Raw genomic sequence first — 18,459 nt, forward strand, 5'->3', positions numbered from 1 at the left:
ACTTGCCCTTCGGTGTTCGGTATTTCGTCACATGTTCGAAATCGTGGCGTGACGGTATTCAGGCAGCCCAGGGGGTGTCAATGGGTTGCGCGGCGGTTAGCCTGTGTTCGTCATTCCGGCCACTGGCCGAAGTACCGAACGAAGAGGTGGGGGTGGTCGGCCATGGGACGGCTGGTCCCCGCGGTGACGCGGGCTCTGGACATACTCGAACTGTTCCTGGAGGGCGACGGCACGCTCTCCGCACCCGATGTCATCCGCAAACTGCAACTGCCACGCACCACGGTGCACGAACTGCTCACCACGCTCGCGGCCCGCTCGTACCTGGCACCCGTTCCCGCCCAGCCCGGCCGCTACCGGCTCGGTGTACGTGCCTACCAGCTCGGCAGCCGGTACGCGGAACAGCTCGACCTCGCCGCCGAAGGCCGGCAGGTCGCCCGTGAGGTCGCGCAGACCTGTGACGAGACCGTCCATGTCGCCATCCTGGAGGGCACGGACGTCATCTACATCGCGAAAGTGGACTCCACTCACGCGGTCCGGATGGTCTCCGCCGCCGGGCGCAGGCTGCCCGCCCACTGCACCTCGGTCGGCAAGATGCTGCTCGCCTCGCTGCCGCAGACCGAGCTGGAAGTCCGCATCGCCGAGCACGAGTTCATCGCGATGACCCCCGCCAGCCTGACCGACCCGGAGGCGCTGCGGGTGGAGCTGGCGGGGATCAGGGAGCGCGGAATCGCCGTCGAGCACCGCGAGTCCAACCCCGATGTGAGCTGTGTGGCCGCGCCGGTACGGGACAGCGCGGGCCGGGTCGTCGCGGCGATGTCCATCTCCGTGCCGATGATCCGCTGGAGCGACGAGCGCGAGGAGGAGCTGGCGCAGCTGGCCGTCAAGGGCGCGAGCGCGCTGTCCGTACGTCTCGGACACCGGGGGCAGCCGTAGCCCCTGTCCGGGCGCGGGCGTCGGGGTCGCCGTAGGCGCGGCACGGACCACGCGCCGCGCGCGGGCAGAATGAGGGCATGCCCCGACGCCCCACCTCGCGCGCGGCCCGGTCCGGCCGGTCCGCCGTCACCGCCGCCTCCCCCTGCCCCTGCGGTCTGCCGGCCACGTACGGAGACTGCTGCGGGCGGTTCCACACCGGCCCCGCCACGGCCCCCACTCCCGAGCTCCTGATGCGTTCCCGCTACAGCGCCTTCGTCGTCGGTGACGCGCGGTATCTGCTCACGACCTGGGACCCCGCCACCCGCCCGCCGGACCTGGAGCTCGACCCCGCGATGCGGTGGACCGGCCTGGAGATCCTGGACACCACGGACGGCAGCGCGTTCCACACCACCGGAACGGTCACCTTCCGTGCCCGCTTCACCCGTCAGGGCAGCCCGGGAGCCCTTCACGAGCGGAGTCGCTTCGCACGCCACGAGGGCGCCTGGGTCTATGTGGACGGCACCTTCGAGGAGTAGGACGACATCTCCGAGGAGTAGGACGGCATCTTCGGGGAGCAAGCGGGCGTTCGAGCAGCCAGGAGGGCGTCCTCAGGATCCGGGCCGCTCTTCCCGCTGTCCCGGCGACGCCAGCACCTCCGTCAGGTCGTACCGCACCGGCTCCTCCAACTGCTCGTACGTACAGCTCGCGGGCGTACGGTCCGGGCGCCAGCGGCGGAACTGCGCCGTGTGCCGGAACCGGTCGCCCTCCATGTGGTCGTACGCGACCTCGCACACCAGATCCGGCCGCAGCGGAAGCCACGACAGGTCCTTCGTACCGGACCAGCGGCTCGGCGCGCCCGGCAGCCGCGCGGTCTCGTGGGCCGCCTCGTCCGTCCAGGCGGCCCAGGGATGGCCCTCGGCCGACTCCATGAGCAGCGGCGCCAGTTCGCCCACCAGCTCGGAGCGGCGCTTCATCGAGAACGCGGCGCAGACCCCGACATGCTGAAGGACGCCCTGAGCGTCGTACAGGCCGAGGAGCAGCGATCCCACCACCGGACCGCTCTTGTGGAGCCGGTACCCGGCGACGACCACGTCCGCCGTCCGCTCGTGCTTGATCTTGTACATCGACCGGGTGTCCGGCCGGTACGGCAGATCGAGGGGCTTGGCGACCACTCCGTCGAGCCCGGCCCCCTCGTACTGCTCGAACCACACTCGGGCCAGCTCGATATCGGTGGTGGCGGGCGCGAGATGCACCGGCGGCCCCGCTCCGGCGAACGCTGCCTCCAGCGCCTCCCTGCGCCGCGCCTGCGGGACGGCGAGCAGTGAGCTGTCGCCGAGGGCCAGCAGATCGAAGGCCACGAAGCTCGCCGGGGTCCGTTCGGCGAGCATGTCCACCCGGGACTTCGCCGGATGGATACGTTCGGTGAGCCGGTCGAAGTCCAGCCGGCCCTCATGGACGATCACGATCTCGCCGTCGACCACACAGCGCTCGGGCAACTCGGCGCGCAGAGCCGTGACCAGCTCGGGAAAGTAGCGCGAGAGCGACTTCCCCGTCCTGCTGCCGATCACCACCTCGTCGCCGTCGCGGTGGACGATCGCCCGGAAGCCGTCCCATTTGGCCTCGTACAACATCCCGGGCGGGATACGCGCCACGGACTTGGCGAGCATGGGCCTCACAGGCGGCATCACGGGCAGATCCATGCCCCGATTGTGCTCGGGAACCTCTCCCTCCGCCCGATATGGGCCGCCGCGTACGCACCGCCCGGCCGCCCGATATGCGCACCCCGCCCACCCCGCCTACCGTGACCCACATGGGTGCAGCGGTGGAGCTGGAGGCGGACGGCAGGCCCGTACGGCTGTCCAGCCCGGACAAGGTCTACTTTCCCGAGCGCGGCTTCACCAAGCTCGATGTCGCGCGGTACTACCTGGCCGTGGCGCCGGGAATCACCCGCGCCCTGCGCGACCGGCCGACCACCCTGGAACGCTTCCCCGAGGGCGTCGAGGGCGAGTCCTTCTTCCAGAAGCGGGCGCCCAAGAACCTGCCCGACTGGATCCCCACGGCCCGGATCGAATTCCCCAGCGGACGCTCGGCCGACGAGATCTGTCCGACGGAGGTGGCCGCCGTGATCTGGGCGGCGAACCTCGGCTGCCTCACCTTCCACCCCTGGCCGGTACGCAGGGACCGCACCGACCACCCCGACGAGCTGCGCATCGACCTGGACCCGCAGCCGGGCACGGACTTCAAGGACGCGGTCGCCGCCGCCCACGAACTGCACGCCTTCCTGGACGAACAGGGGCTGCACGGCTGGCCCAAGACGTCCGGCGGCCGTGGCCTCCACGTCTTCGTACCGATCGAACCGCGCTGGACGTTCACCGAGGTGCGAAGGTGCGCCATCACCATCGGGCACGAGCTGGAACGGCGGATGCCGGGCCGGGTGACCACGGCCTGGTGGAAGGAGGAACGCGGTGAGCGGATCTTCGTCGACTACAACCAGACCGCCCGCGACCGCACCATCGCCTCCGCCTACTCCGTACGCCCCAAGCCGCACGCGCCGGTCTCCGCGCCGCTGCGCTGGGCAGAGCTGGACGATGTCGCGCCGCGCGACTTCGACCTGGCGACCATGCCGGTGCGCTACGCCGAACTGGGCGACGTCCACGCGGGGATGGGGGACCGGCTGGACAGCCTGGAGGGGCTGCTGGAGCTGGCCGACCGGTACGAACGGGACCACGGGCTGGGGGACAAGCCGTATCCGCCCGACTATCCGAAGATGCCGGGGGAGCCGAAACGGGTCCAGCCGAGCCGGGCGCGGCACGAGGACTCGTAACGCCCCTATAAGGCAGGTGTGGTGCCCCCTCTCGCGCGGACCGCACGGAGAGGGGGCACCACACCGGTGAACCGGGACTGACTACCTCTCTACAGCTCCTGGATGCGGATGTCGCGGTACGAGATCACATCCGTCGTGCCGTGGACCTGGAGCCCGACATAACCGGTGGCGTACCGCCGGCCGTCCGTGCCCGGGTCGCCGGCCCGCTCCGGGTAGAACGTCTGGCCGGCCACATTGTCGAACTCGTTGATCACGACTCCGTTGCGCAGAATCGTGAAGTGCTGGCCGACGGCGCGGATCTCGTAGTCGTTCCAGGTGCCCTTCGGGGTGACGCCCGCGCCGCCCAGGCCCACCCGGTCGAAGCCGTAGACCGAGCCGGTCTTGTACAGGTCGCCGTCCGGGCGGTCGAGGATCTGCATCTCGTGCCCGTAGTTGATGGCGACCCACTCCGGCCGGGACTCCTCCGGGTGGTTGTGGACGTTCGGGAAGCGGACGAAGACACCGCCGTTGGCGTTGCCCGTGCCCGGGGCGTCGTCACGGAACTGGAGCTTCAGCGAGAAGTCGCCGTACGTGCGCTGCGGGAACCACAGCATGCCCATGCCGTCGACCGTCGTGCTGCTGGTGATGGCACGGTCGCCGGTGAGGGTGAACTTGCCGCCGCCGACCTGCTCCCACTTGGCGAGGGACTCCGCCGTACCGTCGAAGAGATCGCGGTAGCCCTCGGTCTGGCCCGGGGTACCGATCTTGGACTGCTTGGCGGCCTTGGTGATCGCCGTGAACTCGCGCGCGTCGATGACCGTGTCGGCCAGCAGCTTGTCGAGCACACTGTCGACGTGCTTGAGGAAGAGGGCCTGGGAGGTCCACTCCTTCTCGTCCTCGATCAGTTCGTTGACGGTGCACCGGCTACGGGTGAGCCGGTTCGGCACACCCGAGTCGACCGTACCGACGATGACCGTCAACCGCTCATCGAACTCAGGGCAGTTGGGCGCCGGAACGCCGCCGCCCTGCGCGATGGTGAACGACAACTGCTTGGCCTGCGAGGTGTTGCCCGCCTTGTCGGTCGCCCGGTACGCGAGCGCGTGGTAGCCGACCTTGTCGACGATCACGGGCGTGGTGTACGCGAGGTAGGGACCGCCGTCCAGGGAGTACGCGATCTTGTCCACACCCGACTCGGTGTCGGTCGCGGTCAGTGTCACCTTGGCGCTGGTGATGTAGGCGCCGTTGGAGTTCTTGGTGCCGTCCACGGCCGCCCCGGCCACCGGCGGCGTGGTGTCCTTCACCGGGGGCTTCACGACGGTGAAGTCGACGGACTTCTCGGCCGCCGCGTTGCCCGCCTTGTCGGTCGCGCGGTAGCGGACCTTGTGGGCGCCGGTCTCGTGGACCATCACCGGAGCGGTGTACGGCTGCCAGGCGCCGTCCGCCCCGAGCGCGTACTCGATGGTGTTGACGCCCGAGCCGGTGTCCGACGCGGTGACGGTGACCGTGGCCATCGACAGGTAGTTGCCCGCGTCGTCCTTCTCGCCGCTCACCGTCGCCGAGGTTTCCGGCGGGGTCTTGTCGTCGTTCGACGGGGCCACCACCGTGAAGTCGACGGATTTCTCCGCCGCCGCGTTGCCCGCCTTGTCGGTGGCCCGGTAACGGATGGTGTGGTCGCCGACCTTGTCGACCACCACCGGGGCGGTGTACGGCTGCCAGGCGCCGTCGGCCCCGACCGCGTACTCGGTCGTCGCCACACCCGAGCCGTCGTCGGTGGCCGTCACCGTCACCGTCGCGGAACCGACGTACGCGCCGTCGGCGTTCTTCTGCCCGTCGACCTTGGCCGCGGTCCCGGGAGCGGTGGTGTCGTCGCCGCCGCCCGCCTCGGTCACGGTGAGGACGCCGTTCATCGTGCCGTGGCCCGGGATGGAGCAGTGGAAGCGGTACTTGCCCGGCGTCAGGTTGACCTCGGCGGTGTACTTGCCGCCGTTGGCGTCACCGGGGTTGGCCAGGATGTTCAGCTGCACGTCGCTGTTGTACTCGGGGTCGGACGTGTCGAAGGTCAGCGTGTGCGGCATCCCGGTGGTGTTGCCGGTGGCCGTGCTGTTCTCGAAGACGATCGTGGTCGCCCCGGCCACCGCCGTGGTCGGGAAGGTGAGGTACTTGTCGATGGGGTCGCCGGCCGTCCAGGTGAGCACCTGGGCGGCCGCCTTCGGCGCGGCCGGGCTGTCGTCCGCACGGCCGTACGCCGCCGTGGAGGTCAGCCCCAGCACCATCAGGAACGCGCCCACCAGGGCCGTCCACAGGCGCGCGGGTGACCTCAGGAGATGTGGCCGCGAAGCCCGCCACGGGCGTTGTGGTCGGTGTCTCACTGCTCCGCCTTTCTGACCAGGTCGGCGGCGGCTGGAGTCGGCTCGCCGCCCTTGTACGTCACACGCCACAGCGCGGACTCGGCGTCGGAGGTGAAGAATCCGCGCCCGTAGTCGAGGACGTAGAGCGAACCGTCCGGCGCGAACTTCCAGTCCATGAGGTTACGGATGCCGCCCTGGCCGACCGGGATGATCTTCTTCAGCGACTCGGCGTGCACGGGCAGGCCGCCCTTGCCGACGGTCTTGGGGTCGGTCATCACCGCGTGACGCGGGCTGGCCGCCGCGTCGTAGAAGTCACCGACGAACCACTTGCCGTCCCAGTACTCCGGCCACTTCTCCGCACTGGCGCTCTGCGCGTCGTACCGGTAGAGGGGGCCGTCCATGGTCGCCTGGCCGCCGCCCTTGAGCCACGGCAGCAGGTAGGTGGCCTCCGACGCCTTGTAGCTGGGGATGCCGTTCGCGTCGCGCGGGTAGTCCGGGGCGCCGCCCTGCGGGGAGTACCAGATGGTGTTGCCGGTGACGGGCGGCAGGTTCACCAGACCGTTGTTGTTGGGGGATTCGTTCTTCGGGGCTGCGCAGTTGTACCAGCCCAGCGGCTTGGACGGGTCGGGCAGATTGCGGTCCCGGTAGGGCTGGTTGTTGCCCATGCAGAACGGCCAGCCGTGGTTGCCCGCCTTGGTGATCGCCGAGAACGTGTCGTACTTCGCCGGGCCCCAGGTGGTGCTCGGCTCGCCCGCGTCCGGGCCGACCCAGCCCGCATACAGCGTGTCGGTCTTCTTGTCGATGGAGATACGCGCCGGGTTGCGCACGCCCATCACATAGATCTCGCCGCGGGTCTTTCCGCCGCCCTCGGCCTGCTCCTTGCCCGTGAACAGGTTGCCGTCGGGCAGTGTGTAGGTGCCGTCGGCCTCCGGGTGGATACGCAGGATCTTGCCGTTGAGGTTGTTGGTGTTGCCCGCGGTGCGGCGCGCGTCCGCGAAGGAGACGCCCTTGTAGTTGGGCTGCGGGTTGTTGCCCGAGTAACCGTCGCTGAATCCCGACGAGTTGTTGTCGCCCGTCGCGATGTAGAGGTTGCCCTTCGAGTCCCAGGCCATGCCGCCGCCGGAGTGGCAGCAACTGTGCACCTGCACCGGCCACTTCAGCAGGACCTTCTCGGAGGCGAGGTCCAGCTTGTTGGTCGTCAGGTCCAACGTGAAGCGGGAGACGCGACGTTCGGCCATCCGCGTGTCACGGTTGAGCTGGGAGTGCGGCGTGTAGTGCAGATACACCTGGCCGTTGGACGCGAAGGCGGGGTCCAGCTCGATGCCGAGCAGCCCCTCCTCGACCTTGATCAGCTCCTCGCCGCCGCCCTTGTTGCCGAAGATCGACAGCGCGCCGGCGAGCGTCACCTTCTTCGTCTTCGGATCGTAGACATGGATCTGGCCCACGCCCTTGCCGACGTCCGGGTTGTTCCAGTCCGTCACCACGGGGGCGCTGTTGTCGCCGCCGCCGCGGCCGATGTACAGCACGCGCCCGTCGGGTGCCACGACCACGCCGTGCGGCTCGCCGATCTGGTCCTGCTGGCCGGCCTGGTTCGGCTGAGTGAGGCGCTCCGCCTTGTAGTTGGAGTCGATCGTCGCCTTGCAGTCGGCCCGGGAGATACGGGTCGTCCACTGGAGTGCGCCGCGAAGGTGGTCGCGGAAGTCTGTTTCGGCGTACGACTCGGCCGTACCGCCCATGCCGGTGTAGAAGGACCGGCCGCCGTCGTAGTCACGGCACCAGGAGATGGGATGGTCGGCGCCGTTGGCGCCGGTACCGGGCTTGTAGGCGGCTTCCCTGACCCGGGCGACGGTGTGCACCTTGCCGGTGGGATTGGTGGCCCAGTTGATCCACTTGTCGGGGCGCTTCCACTCCAGCGGGAGGTTCTTCGTCGCCGGATGGACCCGGTCGCCGACCTCGACGGTCGCGCGCTGCACCGTGGTGGGGCTCGTGGCCGCGGGACGGGCGCCGATCAGCCCGGTGAACCAGTCGGAGTACGGTTCCGTACGGGCGGCGTCATGGATGCCGAGGAAGCCGCCACCGGCCTCCACATAGGCCTCCAGCCCCGCCTCCTGGTCGGGGTCGAGCACATCGCCGCCGCCCGTGAGGAAGACGACCGCGTTGTACTTGCCGAGCTTTTCGGCGTCGGTGAAGACCGAACCGTCGTCCGTGGCCACGGTCTTGAAGCGGCCCGCGGACGGTCCTGTCAGGCCGATCGACTCGATGGCCTCGATGCCGGCGTCGACCACCGGCGACTCCTCGGTGGCCGAGGCGTGGAAGACAAGAACCCTGACGTTCTCCCCGCCGGGCGGCGACGGAAGGGACAACGTTGTCGATGTCGGCTCCGGGTACGGCCTGGCCGTGGCGGCATTACCGCCGAGCAAGGACGCCGCCATGGCTCCGGCGGCCAGGGCCGCGGCCATCCCGCGTCTGGATCTCGACCGGTGACGTGGTGCGCGCTGCATGTGTTCACCCACCCCTCTTTGGTCACAGCAACAGCGCCTGAAGCTAGACCTCTTTCGCCGACTCGCCAATAGGTACGACCGCAATTCCACCAACTTTGTCCTGAGTGTGGATAAACGAAGGTCGCTGGTCTACCGTGTGGCCGTCCCCGGGGCGTCAGGCGCTGTCCGGCGGACCCGCTCGGTCGGCCGGCCGGGACCCCGGGTCCGCCGGACAGCGCCTGACGGGCCCCGTCAACCTCCGTACGGCACAGGGGAGTTCGGTATGGCCATGGACAGACGGAGTTTCAGCCGGCGCCTGTTGGCGGGCGGCGCGGTGGCCGCGACAGGGGTGACATCGTTGTCCGTCGCCTCGGCCCCGGCGGCGACCTCCGCGGAGAGTCCGCCCAGGACCTCCCCGGCGGGCGGGACGGTGCGCCATCTCAAGCTCTACGCGGAGAAGTTGGCGGGCGGTCAGCTGGGATACGGCTTCGAGAAGGGCAAGGCGACCGTGCCGGGCCCGCTGATCGAGCTGATCGAGGGCGACACCGTCCATATCGAGTTCGAGAACACGACGGACGTGGACGTCAGTCTCCATGTCCACGGCGTGGACTACGACATCGCCAACGACGGTACCCGGATGAGCAAGAGTCACGTCGAACCCGGCGGCACCCGCACGTACACCTGGCGCACCCACGCCCCGGGCAGGCGCAAGGACGGCACCTGGCAGGCGGGCAGCGCCGGGTACTGGCACTACCACGACCATGTCGTCGGCACGGACCACGGCACCGGCGGCATCCGCAAGGGGCTCTACGGTCCGGTGGTGGTCCGCAGGCAGGGCGACATCCTGCCGGACAAGCAGTTCACGATCGTCTTCAACGACATGACGATCAACAACAAGCCGGGGGCGGAATCCCCCAACTTCGAGGCCACGGTGGGGGATCGCGTCGAGATCATCATGATCACGCACGGCGAGTTCTACCACACGTTCCATATGCACGGTCACCGCTGGGCGGACAACAGGACGGGCCTGCTCACCGGTCCCGACGACCCGAGTCGCGTGATCGACAACAAGATCACGGGCCCGGCGGACTCCTTCGGCTTCCAGATCATCGCGGGCGAACGCGTGGGCGCGGGCGCCTGGATGTACCACTGCCATGTCCAGAGCCACTCGGACATGGGGATGGCGGGACTGCTGCTGGTGAAGAAGACGGACGGCACGATCCCGGGGTACGAGCCACATGATCCGGACCATCCGATGGGCGGGGATGGCGCGAAGGCCTCGAAGAAGGCGGACGGATCGAAGGCGGATCATTCGGGCCACTGAGGGCAGTCCCGTAAACGATCGTTAGGTTGCCGAGGTCGAGATCGAGGTCAAGGCCGAGGTCGGAGTCGGGGCCGGGTGCGGAGGATCTGGTGTCGGCGGACTCCCTGACACGCTCTACCCGACGCGCGCGTGATCGATGAACGCGGTCAACGCGTCCACCGTCGCGTCGGGTTGCTCGTCGGGAATGAAGTGCCCGGCTTCCGGGATGACGACGCCCGTCACGTCCTCTGCCCACGGGCTGAGCGAGGCGGCCATGTCGGGGATCGAGCCGTGGGAGCTGGAGATTCCCAGGACCGGGATGGTCAGGTGCCCTCGTCCGGAAGTGAGAGCGTCCTGGTTTTCGCGCGCCGATTCCGCGGCGTCGCGGAAGTAGGCGAGAGCCGCTCGGAGTCCTCCCTCGGCTGCGATGGAGGCGGCGTAGTGGTCGATATCGGCGCTGTCGAACGTGTCCGGGGACAGTGTTTTGGCCCTCAAGAACCAGCCCACGTACTCACGTTCGCGGCCGGTGATCAGTGTCTCGGGCAGTTCGGGCACCAGGTGGAATGCCAAGTGCCAGGTCTTCCAGGCCCGTTCGGGATCCGTCGGGATGGTGTCCGGGAGGGTGATTCCGGGAATGCCGGCGTCGAGCAGGGCGACGCCGTGTACGCGGTCCTGGTGCTTCAGGGCGAGCGAGAAGGCGACGCAGGCCCCGATGTCGTGGCCGACGAGCCAGTACTTCGGCACGTCGAGCGCGGTCAGCGCGGCCTGGACGCGCGAGGCGGCGGTGTGAGTGTCGTAACTCCCCTGGGGGCGATCGGAGTAGCCCTGCCCCGGCAGGTCGATCGCGATCACGTGGAAGCGTTCGGCAAAGCGCGGCATCGCCTTGTGCCAGGCCCACCACGTCTGCGGGAATCCGGCGAGCAGCACGACGGTGGGGCCGCTCGACCGACCGCCCTCCACGGCGTGTAGCCGGATTCCTTCCGCGTCGACCCAGCGGTGGGTGAAGCCCGCGAGGTCGCGCAGCGGAAGCCCGGGGACGTGGTTCCGGTCGGGAGAGCCGTTCGGGCCGATGGCGGCGTCGGTCATGCCTCGACTCTAACGCTTTGTGGACTATTCGGTTCAAGGCGGGAGAAAGGTACGAGCGGGTGCTTTCCTCCGGTCCGTCCGGGCTCGGCCCTGCTGTCGCCACGCGTGCTCAGCGAGCGTCGATAGCGCGCAGCTCGTCGAGGCTGTCGGCGAGGGTGCGGCCTGCCAATGCGCCGAGGACGGCTGCCTCGGTCTCGTCGGTGAGCCTGGCGAAGTACTCGGCGGAGTGGTTGGTGACCAGGCACTCCCGGGGTCCCTCCGGCCGGGGGGACCACAGCGGCTTGTCGCCGACGGATGAGCGGTAGATCTCCCCCAGTGTGATCTGGTCCGCGGGCCGGCCGAGGCGGACACCGCCGCTGCGGCCCTTGATGGACGCGACGAGAGCGTTCTGCACCAGCGGAACCATCAGCTTGCGCACCAGGCTCGGGTTCGTGTCCAGACTCCTGGCGAGCTGGGTCGAGCTGAGGACGGGACTGCCCTGCTCCTCGGCATGGCCCAGCAGGAGCATGGCCTTCAGCGCGCTGGAGAACCTCACGTCCAGCATGCTCGTACCTCTTTCTTCCGCCACTTGGTCCCGTGGTCCGGGTGGCTCCCGACGCCCCCATATTAGCAACTCTTACAGTTGCACTTCCGTCGAAGTATATGTACTTTTCAAACATGCAGATTGTGATCACCCAAGGTGTCCGCCTGCGGAGCACAAGGGACCGGTCGCCCGTCTGCCGTACAAGCCCGGACACCGACAGGCACCACAGAGAGAACCGGAGAAAGCCATGAGCACCGAGAACGAGATCAGGGAGATCGTTTCCCGATACACCCGTGCTGCGGACTGGCGCGACGGCGAGGCACTGTCAAAGCTCTTCGAGGCCGACGCGGTCGTCGAGGTCCACTACCGCGGGCCCGAGGGGATGGAGTTGCTGGGAACCCTCTCCGGAGGCGCGCAGATCGCAACGGCCATGTCCACGGCCATGGCGCCGCACCCGCCCCTGGGCTGGAGCCACCACACCACCTACGACCATCTGGTCTCCGTCGATGGCGACGAGGCCGGCATCGATACCCAGTTCATCACTTTCGACGTCGCCGGAACCAGGAAGCCCGAGGGCGGTTGGCCTGCCGGCACCTTCGGCGCCCAGGGCACCATCAAGCCGATCGAGTCCGGGTACTACCGCTTCACCTTCCGCCGAACCGACGGCGTCTGGCGCATCCGTCACCTGGGCGTCATCCACGACATCCCCTACGTTTTCTGATCACCCTGCGGCCCGTCCCCGTCCCCGTCCCCGACGCCCGCACAGCGGGCCGGCGAAGGCCCCGGTCGCCGGGGGCGGAGCGGGGCCCGTTGGACCCAACGGGTCTGCAACGGGGCGAGGCGCGCGCGCATCGGCACTCAACTGGAAGGTTTCCCAGGCATGGCGACACTTGGACTCATCGGCAGTGGACTCATCGGTGGCACGCTCGCCCGTCTGGCGGTCAACGCCGGCCTGGACGTCGTGCTCAGCAACTCGCGGGGTCCGCAGACGCTTTCCGGCCTCGTGGACGAACTGGGGCCGCAGGTCCGTGCGGCCACTCCCGCGCAGGCGGCAGCCGCCGGGGACTGGGTCGTCGTGACGATCCCGGTCGGCGCTGTCGGGACGGTTCCCCAGGAGCCCCTCGCCGGCAAGACGGTCATCGACACCGGTAACTACTACGCCCCGCGTGACGGCACCATCCCGGAGCTCGAAGCGCACGAACTCACCGACAGCGAACTGCTCCAGCGGCACCTGGCCGAGGCGCACGTCGTGAAGGCGTTCAACAACATCAACTACCAACACCTCAGGGCCCTGCCGCGCCCCGTGGACGCGGCCGACCGCACCGCCCTGCCGATCGCCGGCAACGACCCGGGCGCGAAGAAGCACGCCGCCGACTTGCTCTCGCTGCTCGGGTACGACGCCGTGGACATGGGACCGCTCACCGAAAGCTGGCGCTCACAACTGGGCACTCCGGCCTTCTGCGCGCCCTACGCGGTGACCAAGGACGACAACTACAGGAACCAGCCCGCCGCTCCCGCCTCTGCCGCCGAGGTCAGCGCGGCGCTGGCGTCGGCACGGCGCTGAGCCTTCAAGAAGCAGGTCGCCCCCCGTCAGGTCGCCCCGTCTCTTGTACCGGAATTCCCGTGACGTGGGAATTCCGGTACGGGAGAGGGGGTACCGCTGCTTCTTGCGTGGTGGGACGGGGCTGCCGACGGGGCGCCCGGTCCGGCTGCCATGCTGGGCGCATGGCAGAACTCAACGGCCGGCCGGTCGATCCGGATCAGCTCACCGCTCTCGCCCTCACCAACTACGGTCACTTCACCACCCTCCGCGTGGACGACGGGCGGGTACGGGGGCTGGCGCTCCACCTCGACCGGCTCGGCCGTGACTGCCGGGCCCTGTTCGGGACGGATCTCGACCTCGACCGGGTCCGCGCGCTGCTGCGGCAGGCCGCGCCGGCGCGGCGAGCGGTCACGATACGTGTCACGGTCTTCGACCCCTCCCTGGACCTGGGCCATCCGGAGCTGGCCACCGATCCCCAGGTCCTGATCACTCAACGGGCCGCGTCCGCCGGTCCGTTGCCGCCGATCCGGGTACGGTCCGTCCCGTACGACCGCGACACCCCCGAGGTCAAGAGCGTCGGACTGTTCGGGGCCCTGCGTCAGCGTCGCGAGGCCCGGCTCGCCGGGTTCGACGACGCGCTCTTCGTCGGCGCCGACTCGCTCATCTCCGAGGGCGGCACCTGGAACATCGGCTTCTTCGACGGTGACCAGGTGGTCTGGCCGCAGGCGCCGTGCCTCCAGGGGGTGACGATGCGGCTCCTCCAGGAGGTACGCGAACACCGCGTCGCGCCGGTCACGCTCGCCGATGTCCCCTCCATGCACGCCGCGTTCGCCACGAACGCGGCCATCGGCGTGCGCGCCATCACGGGAATCGACGACACCGGACTCGCAGGGCATCACCCGGTCATCGACGTCCTGCGGGAGGGATACGCCGGGCTGCCGGGCGACGCGCTGTAGCCGCATGATTCCAGGGCCGGTGGTCGCGGGCGGCCGGTCCCACCCGGAGGTGATCAGGGCAAGTGAAACCCCGCCGCTTCGGGATGGACCACAGGAAACCACCGGAACACCTCGCCCAGTGGACAGGCTGGTCAGCCGGCTGAGCCGGACGGGGGCAGGAATCAGGCTCCGGCGATGGTCCGGCCCGGCATCGGCTCCGCGAGCGCGGCCCGCCGGGCCGGGGCGCCGAAGGGGTCGGCGAAGTACTGCGTCTCGTGCACCACGTGCCGGTCGGCGAATTCCATGATGCTCACCGAGTACGAAGGCACACCGTCGTAGGTGATGATGCATTCGCTCACCCACAGATGCGCGTGGCCGGTGATCCGCCGGACGGTGAAGTGCCGGTCGGCCGGGTGCCCGCCGCGTTGCGCCGAAATCGTCGCGCGGCCCTGGAACCGCTCGCCCGACTGCGGGTAGTCCAGGATCGCGTCCGTGGCGTAGATGGCGTGCTCGGCTTCGGTATCCCCGCGTTCCGAGGCTCGCCAATGCTCCTCGATCGCGGCCCTGATCAGGGAATCAGCATCCATGGCACCGCCCTTCCGCAGCGGGGACAGCCTAAGGGCTGCCCCGCGATCCCTGGCGGATCAGCGCGCGGCGTCAGATGCGGAGGTCCCCCGGTCTTCGGCCCCCGGCCCCCGGCCCCCAGGGCCCGAGGGGGAGCACCCCTTCATGGTCTGGCGGTCCCGGCTCAGCTCTCGCGCCGAACGCCGGGGCACTGCCCGCCGATCCGTTTCACCAGGGAACGCGGGCGCCTCGACACGTACGCCTGCCGGTAATTCGCTCTTCGTGCTCACGTCGGCGAACGGTCCGGTTCGCGTCTTTTTGCCGGTGATCAGATCGAGGGCGTCCCCGCTGTCCGGCAGGCAGTCGTTCCGGACCGGTCATTCCGTCTTTCGGTGAGGAAACATGAACCACTCCAGTCCAGTTGGTGAGGGCAGAGCCGTCATGCCCCGGCGTCCAGTGCGCACGCGTGCCGTGATCGTGGCCATGACGCTGGCAGCCGTCACGTCCGTCGGCGCGCCGGTCGACGCGCAGGCCTCGACGCCCGGCACTGCCGATGCCCGAGCCGTGACCGGCTCCCACGTCGTCTCCCGCTGGACCACTCAGTCGGTCGCCAGGGGCGTTGAGGTGCGGACCGGAACGGTGACGAATCCGGCCGCGGAGCCGGCCTGGACCGTCACCGTCGAGGCACCGACCACCAGTCGGCTCACCGGTGCCGCCGCGTGGGCCAAGGTGGGACCGCGGAACTGGGCCGATGCCACGGCCGCGCAGTTGCGGAGCAAGGGCTTCCGCCCGCGTGTGGACGCCATCGACTGGCCTTCCTACAGCGACACCCCGCGCGGCCTGATGGGCCTGCGGATCCGTGTCGGTTCGTACGCCGCCCAGGACGAGGCGGATGCCGCTGCCGAGGCGGTCACCGCGGCGGGCTTCCACGCCACGGCCGAGTGGACCGGGTACGACAGTGACCAGCCGGCCGACAAGCAGAACATCCGCGTCGCGATCATCGACCCGCGCACCTTCTCCGGCACGATCGCCGGTACGCACGACGGCAACGTCACGCGGCGCGCGACGACCTCGTCCGTCACGGCGAAGCTGAACTCGCTGGTCGGCGTCAACGCCGGATTCTTCGTCACCGCGGACACCGACGGCGTGCAGGGCACGCAGGCGGGACTCGGGGCGTACGACGGGAAGCTGGAGTCGATGTCCTCGGGCACCCGGGCGGCACTCGTCCTCGGCGACGGCGGCAAGCGCATCCGGATGGCCGACCTCACCAGCAGCGCCACCGCCACCGCCGGGAAGGCCCGATACGAGGTCCAGGGCATCAACCGCGTACCCGGCACCGTACGCAACTGCGGCCGCCCCGGCGCCCGGCCGAGCACACAGCCCTGGCAGGACGTCACCTGCCGCACGGCCGACGACCTGGTCAAGTTCACTCCCGCCTTCAAGGCCCCGCTGCCCACCGGGGCCGGCGCCCAGGCCGTGCTGGACGCCTCCGGCCGGATCGTCTCCGCGGGCACCCGCGGCGGCACGGTGCCGGCCGGCGGCTCCGTCCTCCAGGGCATCGGCTCGGCCGCCGGCTGGCTGACCGCCCACGCGAAGCCCGGACAGCGGGTCGACGTCGCCGAGACCGTCCGGGACGAGGCCGGGCGCCGAGTCCGCCTCGGCAGCCGTGACAGCATCGTCAGCGCCGCCCCGACGCTGGTGAAGAACGGCCGCGTCAGCATCGACGCGGCAACCGAAGGAGTCGTGGACCCGAAGGACCTCTCCTTCGGTTACGCGTGGGCCAACAGCCGCCAGCCGCGAACCATGGCGGGCACCGACGCCAAGGGCCGGCTGATCCTGGTCACGGTCGACGGCCGCCGGACCGGCGGCAGCGAGGGCTTCACCCTGCGGGAGGCCGCGTCGTTCATGCGGTCCCAGGGCGCGCTCCAAGCCATCAACCTCGACGGCGGCGGCTCGACCGCCATGGCCGTCAACGGCGAACTCGTCAACCATCCTTCGGACGCGACGGGTGAACGCCCTGTTGGCGACACCATCCAGGTACTGCCTCGCTCCACCCACTGAACCAAGCCACTGAACCATGCCACTGACCCGGGCCAGTTACCGGCGGCCGGGGCCAGTCACCGGCGGCCGGGCGCGAAGCGATCCGCTGTGCTCAGCACGTATCACGACGCGCTGAGCACAGCGGTACAGCAGCCGACACTGGCTTGAACAGAGCTGTCGGCCCGGGGAGGTGGCGGGAGGATCGAAAATCTCTCGGCTCGCCCCCTCGCCAGGGACTATTGTCGCGAGCATGGTCGAACTCGATGCCCTCGGTGCCACCCGCGAGGCCTATGACGCTGTTGCCTCCACCTATGCGGAGCTGTTCCGCGACACGCTCCGTGACAGTCCCCTGGATCGCGCGATCCTGGGCGCCTTCGCCGAGGCCGTCCGTGCGAGTGGGGACGGTCAGGTCGCGGACCTCGGGTGCGGACCCGGCCATATCACCGCGTATTTAGATGAGTTGGGGCTGGCGGTGTTTGGTGTTGACGCCTCACCCACGATGGTCGGGCTGGCTCGACAGGCCTATCCGGGCCTGCGGTTCGACGTAGGCTCCATGGCCGCGTTGAACATCGCCGACGGCGTGCTGGGCGGCGTACTCTCACGTTGGTCCATCATCCACACTCAGCCGGAGGAACTCCCCGTTATCCTGGGGGAGTTCCACCGCGTGCTGGCACCCGGCGGCCACCTCCTGGTCGGCTTTTCCGGAAGCGAAGCGCCCTCCCACCCGACGCAGGTCTTCGATCACAAAGTCGCCCCGGCCTATCGGTGGTGGCCCGACCACCTCGCCGCGATGCTGCGCGAGTCCGGGTTGGCCGAGGTGGCCCGGATGGTTCGCGAGCCCCAGCCCACCGACCAACGGCAGTTCCAGGAGATTCACCTGCTCGTCCGCAAAGTCCAGTAAGCGTCCTTGTCGTCCTTGTCGCCCTTGCCAGGCGCTGACGGTGTTGCTTGCTAAGGTGCGCGGGCTGTATCGCTTGAAGAGTTCGCTTGAAGAGTCAGGGCAGCGCTCAATGGAGAGAGGCCGGGCGACGATGCAGGCGTCAGAAGTCCCGCGTGCGGTGGCCGCCGCCCTGTCGATCGCCTCATCGCTTGACCTGACTGTCGACGACGCGATCGTTCTCCATGACTCGAACAAGCTCACTCTGCGTCTGCTGCCTGGTGACGTCCTGGCCCGGGTGGCACCCGTAGCGCACCACGTCGCACAGTTCGAAGTCGATCTTGCTCAGCGGCTCGCCGAGGCCGGGTGCCCTGTGGCCGCTCTCGACCCTCGGGTGGAGCCACGCGTCTATGAGCGCGACGGTTTCGTCGTCACGCTCTGGACCTACTACGAACCCGTGACACCTCTGGAGGTCTCACCGGCCCCCTACGCCAACGCGCTTGAGCGGCTGCATGCCGGCATGCGCAAACTCGATGTCCCTGTGCCGCGGTTCACCGATCGAGTCGCGCAGGCTCAACAACTCGTGGCGGACCGCGACCGCACTCCGGCGCTCGCCGACGCGGACCGGGGACTGCTCGGCGACACGTTACGAAACCTGAGAAGAGCGATCGTCGAGCGCGGCGGCCCCGAGCAACTGCTGCATGGCGAGCCGCACCCGGGCAACGTGCTCACCACGAAGAACGGGCTGCTGTTCACAGACCTTGAGACGTGTTGCCGTGGGCCCGTCGAATTCGACCTCGCCCATGCGCCTGAAGAAGTCGGCGAGCACTATCCGGGTGTCGATCACGACGTGCTGCGCGAGTGCCGGATCCTCGTGCTGGCGATGATCACAACGTGGCGCTGGGACCGAGGCGACCAACTCCCCGACGGGCTCCGGCTGGGCACGGAGTGGCTCAGCCAGATCCGCGCGGCTCTCGACGGCGGCGGCCCGGATACCCCTCGCTGATCGCGGACCTTCGAGGTTGTAGCCCAATACCGTCGGCCA

The 18,459-nt window shown here is 69.1% G+C and carries 17 protein-coding genes; 11 read left to right on the forward strand and 6 right to left on the reverse strand.

Going from position 1 to position 18,459, the window contains the following annotated elements:
• The first annotated feature begins 162 nt into the window (after window positions 1-162).
• Together ACIQD6_RS06575 and ACIQD6_RS06580 are read left to right on the forward strand one after the other, a co-directional pair.
• Window positions 163-933 (forward strand): IclR family transcriptional regulator, encoded by a 771-nt coding sequence (locus ACIQD6_RS06575; protein ID WP_401878857.1) that lies wholly within the window; start codon window positions 163-165, stop codon window positions 931-933.
• A gap of 77 nt (window positions 934-1,010) precedes the next feature.
• A complete protein-coding gene (locus ACIQD6_RS06580; RefSeq protein ID WP_401878860.1) occupies window positions 1,011-1,448 on the forward strand; it encodes a YchJ family protein in 438 nt (145 codons plus the stop codon).
• A 72-nt stretch (window positions 1,449-1,520) separates the two neighbouring features.
• On the opposite strand, the gene ACIQD6_RS06585 is transcribed toward ACIQD6_RS06580, so the two are convergent.
• Window positions 1,521-2,612, reverse strand: coding sequence for an ATP-dependent DNA ligase (locus ACIQD6_RS06585; RefSeq protein ID WP_401878862.1), 1,092 nt, complete (start codon window positions 2,610-2,612; stop codon window positions 1,521-1,523).
• A gap of 110 nt (window positions 2,613-2,722) precedes the next feature.
• Here ACIQD6_RS06585 and ligD point away from each other — a divergent pair, with 110 nt between their 5' ends.
• Window positions 2,723-3,736: a non-homologous end-joining DNA ligase gene (gene ligD, locus ACIQD6_RS06590; protein WP_401878863.1), complete on the forward strand. Its 1,014-nt coding sequence runs from the start codon at window positions 2,723-2,725 to the stop codon at window positions 3,734-3,736.
• Window positions 3,737-3,825: 89 nt separating this feature from the next.
• Here ligD and ACIQD6_RS06595 read toward each other — a convergent pair whose 3' ends face one another.
• Both ACIQD6_RS06595 and ACIQD6_RS06600 read right to left on the reverse strand, forming a co-directional pair.
• Window positions 3,826-5,988, reverse strand: a complete 2,163-nt coding sequence (locus tag ACIQD6_RS06595; protein ID WP_401879549.1) for an OmpL47-type beta-barrel domain-containing protein — start codon at window positions 5,986-5,988, stop codon at window positions 3,826-3,828.
• Between the two features lie 92 nt (window positions 5,989-6,080).
• A complete protein-coding gene (locus ACIQD6_RS06600) occupies window positions 6,081-8,348 on the reverse strand; it encodes a ThuA domain-containing protein (RefSeq protein ID WP_401878866.1) in 2,268 nt (755 codons plus the stop codon).
• On the opposite strand from ACIQD6_RS06600, the gene ACIQD6_RS06605 reads away from it, so the two are divergent.
• Both ACIQD6_RS06605 and ACIQD6_RS06610 read left to right on the forward strand, forming a co-directional pair.
• Window positions 8,332-8,547 (forward strand): hypothetical protein, encoded by a 216-nt coding sequence (locus ACIQD6_RS06605; protein WP_401878869.1) that lies wholly within the window; start codon window positions 8,332-8,334, stop codon window positions 8,545-8,547. The genes ACIQD6_RS06600 and ACIQD6_RS06605 overlap by 17 nt on opposite strands.
• Window positions 8,548-8,832: 285 nt before the next feature.
• On the forward strand, window positions 8,833-9,867 hold the full coding sequence (locus ACIQD6_RS06610; RefSeq protein WP_401879552.1) for a multicopper oxidase domain-containing protein: 1,035 nt from the start codon (window positions 8,833-8,835) through the stop codon (window positions 9,865-9,867).
• 114 nt (window positions 9,868-9,981) lie between these two features.
• On the opposite strand, the gene ACIQD6_RS06615 is transcribed toward ACIQD6_RS06610, so the two are convergent.
• Window positions 9,982-10,932 (reverse strand): alpha/beta fold hydrolase, encoded by a 951-nt coding sequence (locus ACIQD6_RS06615; protein ID WP_401878872.1) that lies wholly within the window; start codon window positions 10,930-10,932, stop codon window positions 9,982-9,984.
• A gap of 109 nt (window positions 10,933-11,041) precedes the next feature.
• A complete protein-coding gene (locus tag ACIQD6_RS06620; RefSeq protein WP_401878875.1) occupies window positions 11,042-11,476 on the reverse strand; it encodes an RrF2 family transcriptional regulator in 435 nt (144 codons plus the stop codon).
• Between the two features lie 226 nt (window positions 11,477-11,702).
• Between ACIQD6_RS06620 and ACIQD6_RS06625 the strand changes: the two genes are divergently transcribed.
• The 3 genes from ACIQD6_RS06625 to ACIQD6_RS06635 all read left to right on the forward strand — a co-directional run bounded on the left by ACIQD6_RS06625 (window position 11,703) and on the right by ACIQD6_RS06635 (window position 13,954).
• Window positions 11,703-12,176, forward strand: coding sequence for a nuclear transport factor 2 family protein (locus ACIQD6_RS06625; RefSeq protein WP_401878877.1), 474 nt, complete (start codon window positions 11,703-11,705; stop codon window positions 12,174-12,176).
• Window positions 12,177-12,335: 159 nt separating this feature from the next.
• Entirely contained in the window at window positions 12,336-13,019 is a 684-nt protein-coding gene (locus ACIQD6_RS06630; RefSeq protein ID WP_401878879.1) for an NADPH-dependent F420 reductase, read from the forward strand.
• 161 nt (window positions 13,020-13,180) lie between these two features.
• A complete protein-coding gene (locus tag ACIQD6_RS06635; protein ID WP_401878882.1) occupies window positions 13,181-13,954 on the forward strand; it encodes an aminotransferase class IV family protein in 774 nt (257 codons plus the stop codon).
• A gap of 161 nt (window positions 13,955-14,115) precedes the next feature.
• On the opposite strand, the gene ACIQD6_RS06640 is transcribed toward ACIQD6_RS06635, so the two are convergent.
• Window positions 14,116-14,520 carry a nuclear transport factor 2 family protein gene (locus ACIQD6_RS06640; RefSeq protein WP_401878885.1) on the reverse strand — a complete coding sequence of 135 codons (405 nt, stop codon included), beginning with the start codon at window positions 14,518-14,520 and terminating at the stop codon, window positions 14,116-14,118.
• A gap of 460 nt (window positions 14,521-14,980) precedes the next feature.
• Here ACIQD6_RS06640 and ACIQD6_RS06645 point away from each other — a divergent pair, with 460 nt between their 5' ends.
• The 3 genes from ACIQD6_RS06645 to ACIQD6_RS06655 all read left to right on the forward strand — a co-directional run bounded on the left by ACIQD6_RS06645 (window position 14,981) and on the right by ACIQD6_RS06655 (window position 18,420).
• Window positions 14,981-16,558, forward strand: a complete 1,578-nt coding sequence (locus ACIQD6_RS06645; protein ID WP_401878887.1) for a phosphodiester glycosidase family protein — start codon at window positions 14,981-14,983, stop codon at window positions 16,556-16,558.
• Window positions 16,559-16,787: 229 nt separating this feature from the next.
• Window positions 16,788-17,438 carry a class I SAM-dependent methyltransferase gene (locus ACIQD6_RS06650; protein ID WP_401878890.1) on the forward strand — a complete coding sequence of 217 codons (651 nt, stop codon included), beginning with the start codon at window positions 16,788-16,790 and terminating at the stop codon, window positions 17,436-17,438.
• A 130-nt stretch (window positions 17,439-17,568) separates the two neighbouring features.
• Window positions 17,569-18,420 carry a phosphotransferase gene (locus ACIQD6_RS06655; RefSeq protein ID WP_401879554.1) on the forward strand — a complete coding sequence of 284 codons (852 nt, stop codon included), beginning with the start codon at window positions 17,569-17,571 and terminating at the stop codon, window positions 18,418-18,420.
• Window positions 18,421-18,459: the final 39 nt, after the last annotated feature.

Origin of the sequence: Streptomyces sp. NPDC088400, assembly GCF_044753355.1 — a bacterium.
Classification (GTDB): Bacteria; Actinomycetota; Actinomycetes; order Streptomycetales; family Streptomycetaceae; genus Streptomyces.

Coding starts and splice junctions, on each gene's coding strand:
- ACIQD6_RS06610 (WP_401879552.1), top strand. CDS start 8,833: ATGGACAGACGGAGTTTCAGCCGGCGCCTGTTGGCGGGCGGCGCGGTG.
- ACIQD6_RS06605 (WP_401878869.1), top strand. CDS start 8,332: ATGCCGGCGTCGACCACCGGCGACTCCTCGGTGGCCGAGGCGTGGAAG.
- ACIQD6_RS06575 (WP_401878857.1), top strand. CDS start 163: ATGGGACGGCTGGTCCCCGCGGTGACGCGGGCTCTGGACATACTCGAA.
- ACIQD6_RS06585 (WP_401878862.1), bottom strand. CDS start 2,612: ATGGATCTGCCCGTGATGCCGCCTGTGAGGCCCATGCTCGCCAAGTCC.
- ACIQD6_RS06640 (WP_401878885.1), bottom strand. CDS start 14,520: ATGGATGCTGATTCCCTGATCAGGGCCGCGATCGAGGAGCATTGGCGA.
- ACIQD6_RS06615 (WP_401878872.1), bottom strand. CDS start 10,932: ATGACCGACGCCGCCATCGGCCCGAACGGCTCTCCCGACCGGAACCAC.
- ligD (WP_401878863.1), top strand. CDS start 2,723: ATGGGTGCAGCGGTGGAGCTGGAGGCGGACGGCAGGCCCGTACGGCTG.
- ACIQD6_RS06580 (WP_401878860.1), top strand. CDS start 1,011: ATGCCCCGACGCCCCACCTCGCGCGCGGCCCGGTCCGGCCGGTCCGCC.
- ACIQD6_RS06620 (WP_401878875.1), bottom strand. CDS start 11,476: ATGCTGGACGTGAGGTTCTCCAGCGCGCTGAAGGCCATGCTCCTGCTG.
- ACIQD6_RS06655 (WP_401879554.1), top strand. CDS start 17,569: ATGCAGGCGTCAGAAGTCCCGCGTGCGGTGGCCGCCGCCCTGTCGATC.
- ACIQD6_RS06635 (WP_401878882.1), top strand. CDS start 13,181: ATGGCAGAACTCAACGGCCGGCCGGTCGATCCGGATCAGCTCACCGCT.
- ACIQD6_RS06630 (WP_401878879.1), top strand. CDS start 12,336: ATGGCGACACTTGGACTCATCGGCAGTGGACTCATCGGTGGCACGCTC.
- ACIQD6_RS06625 (WP_401878877.1), top strand. CDS start 11,703: ATGAGCACCGAGAACGAGATCAGGGAGATCGTTTCCCGATACACCCGT.
- ACIQD6_RS06595 (WP_401879549.1), bottom strand. CDS start 5,988: ATGGTGCTGGGGCTGACCTCCACGGCGGCGTACGGCCGTGCGGACGAC.
- ACIQD6_RS06645 (WP_401878887.1), top strand. CDS start 14,981: ATGACGCTGGCAGCCGTCACGTCCGTCGGCGCGCCGGTCGACGCGCAG.
- ACIQD6_RS06650 (WP_401878890.1), top strand. CDS start 16,788: ATGGTCGAACTCGATGCCCTCGGTGCCACCCGCGAGGCCTATGACGCT.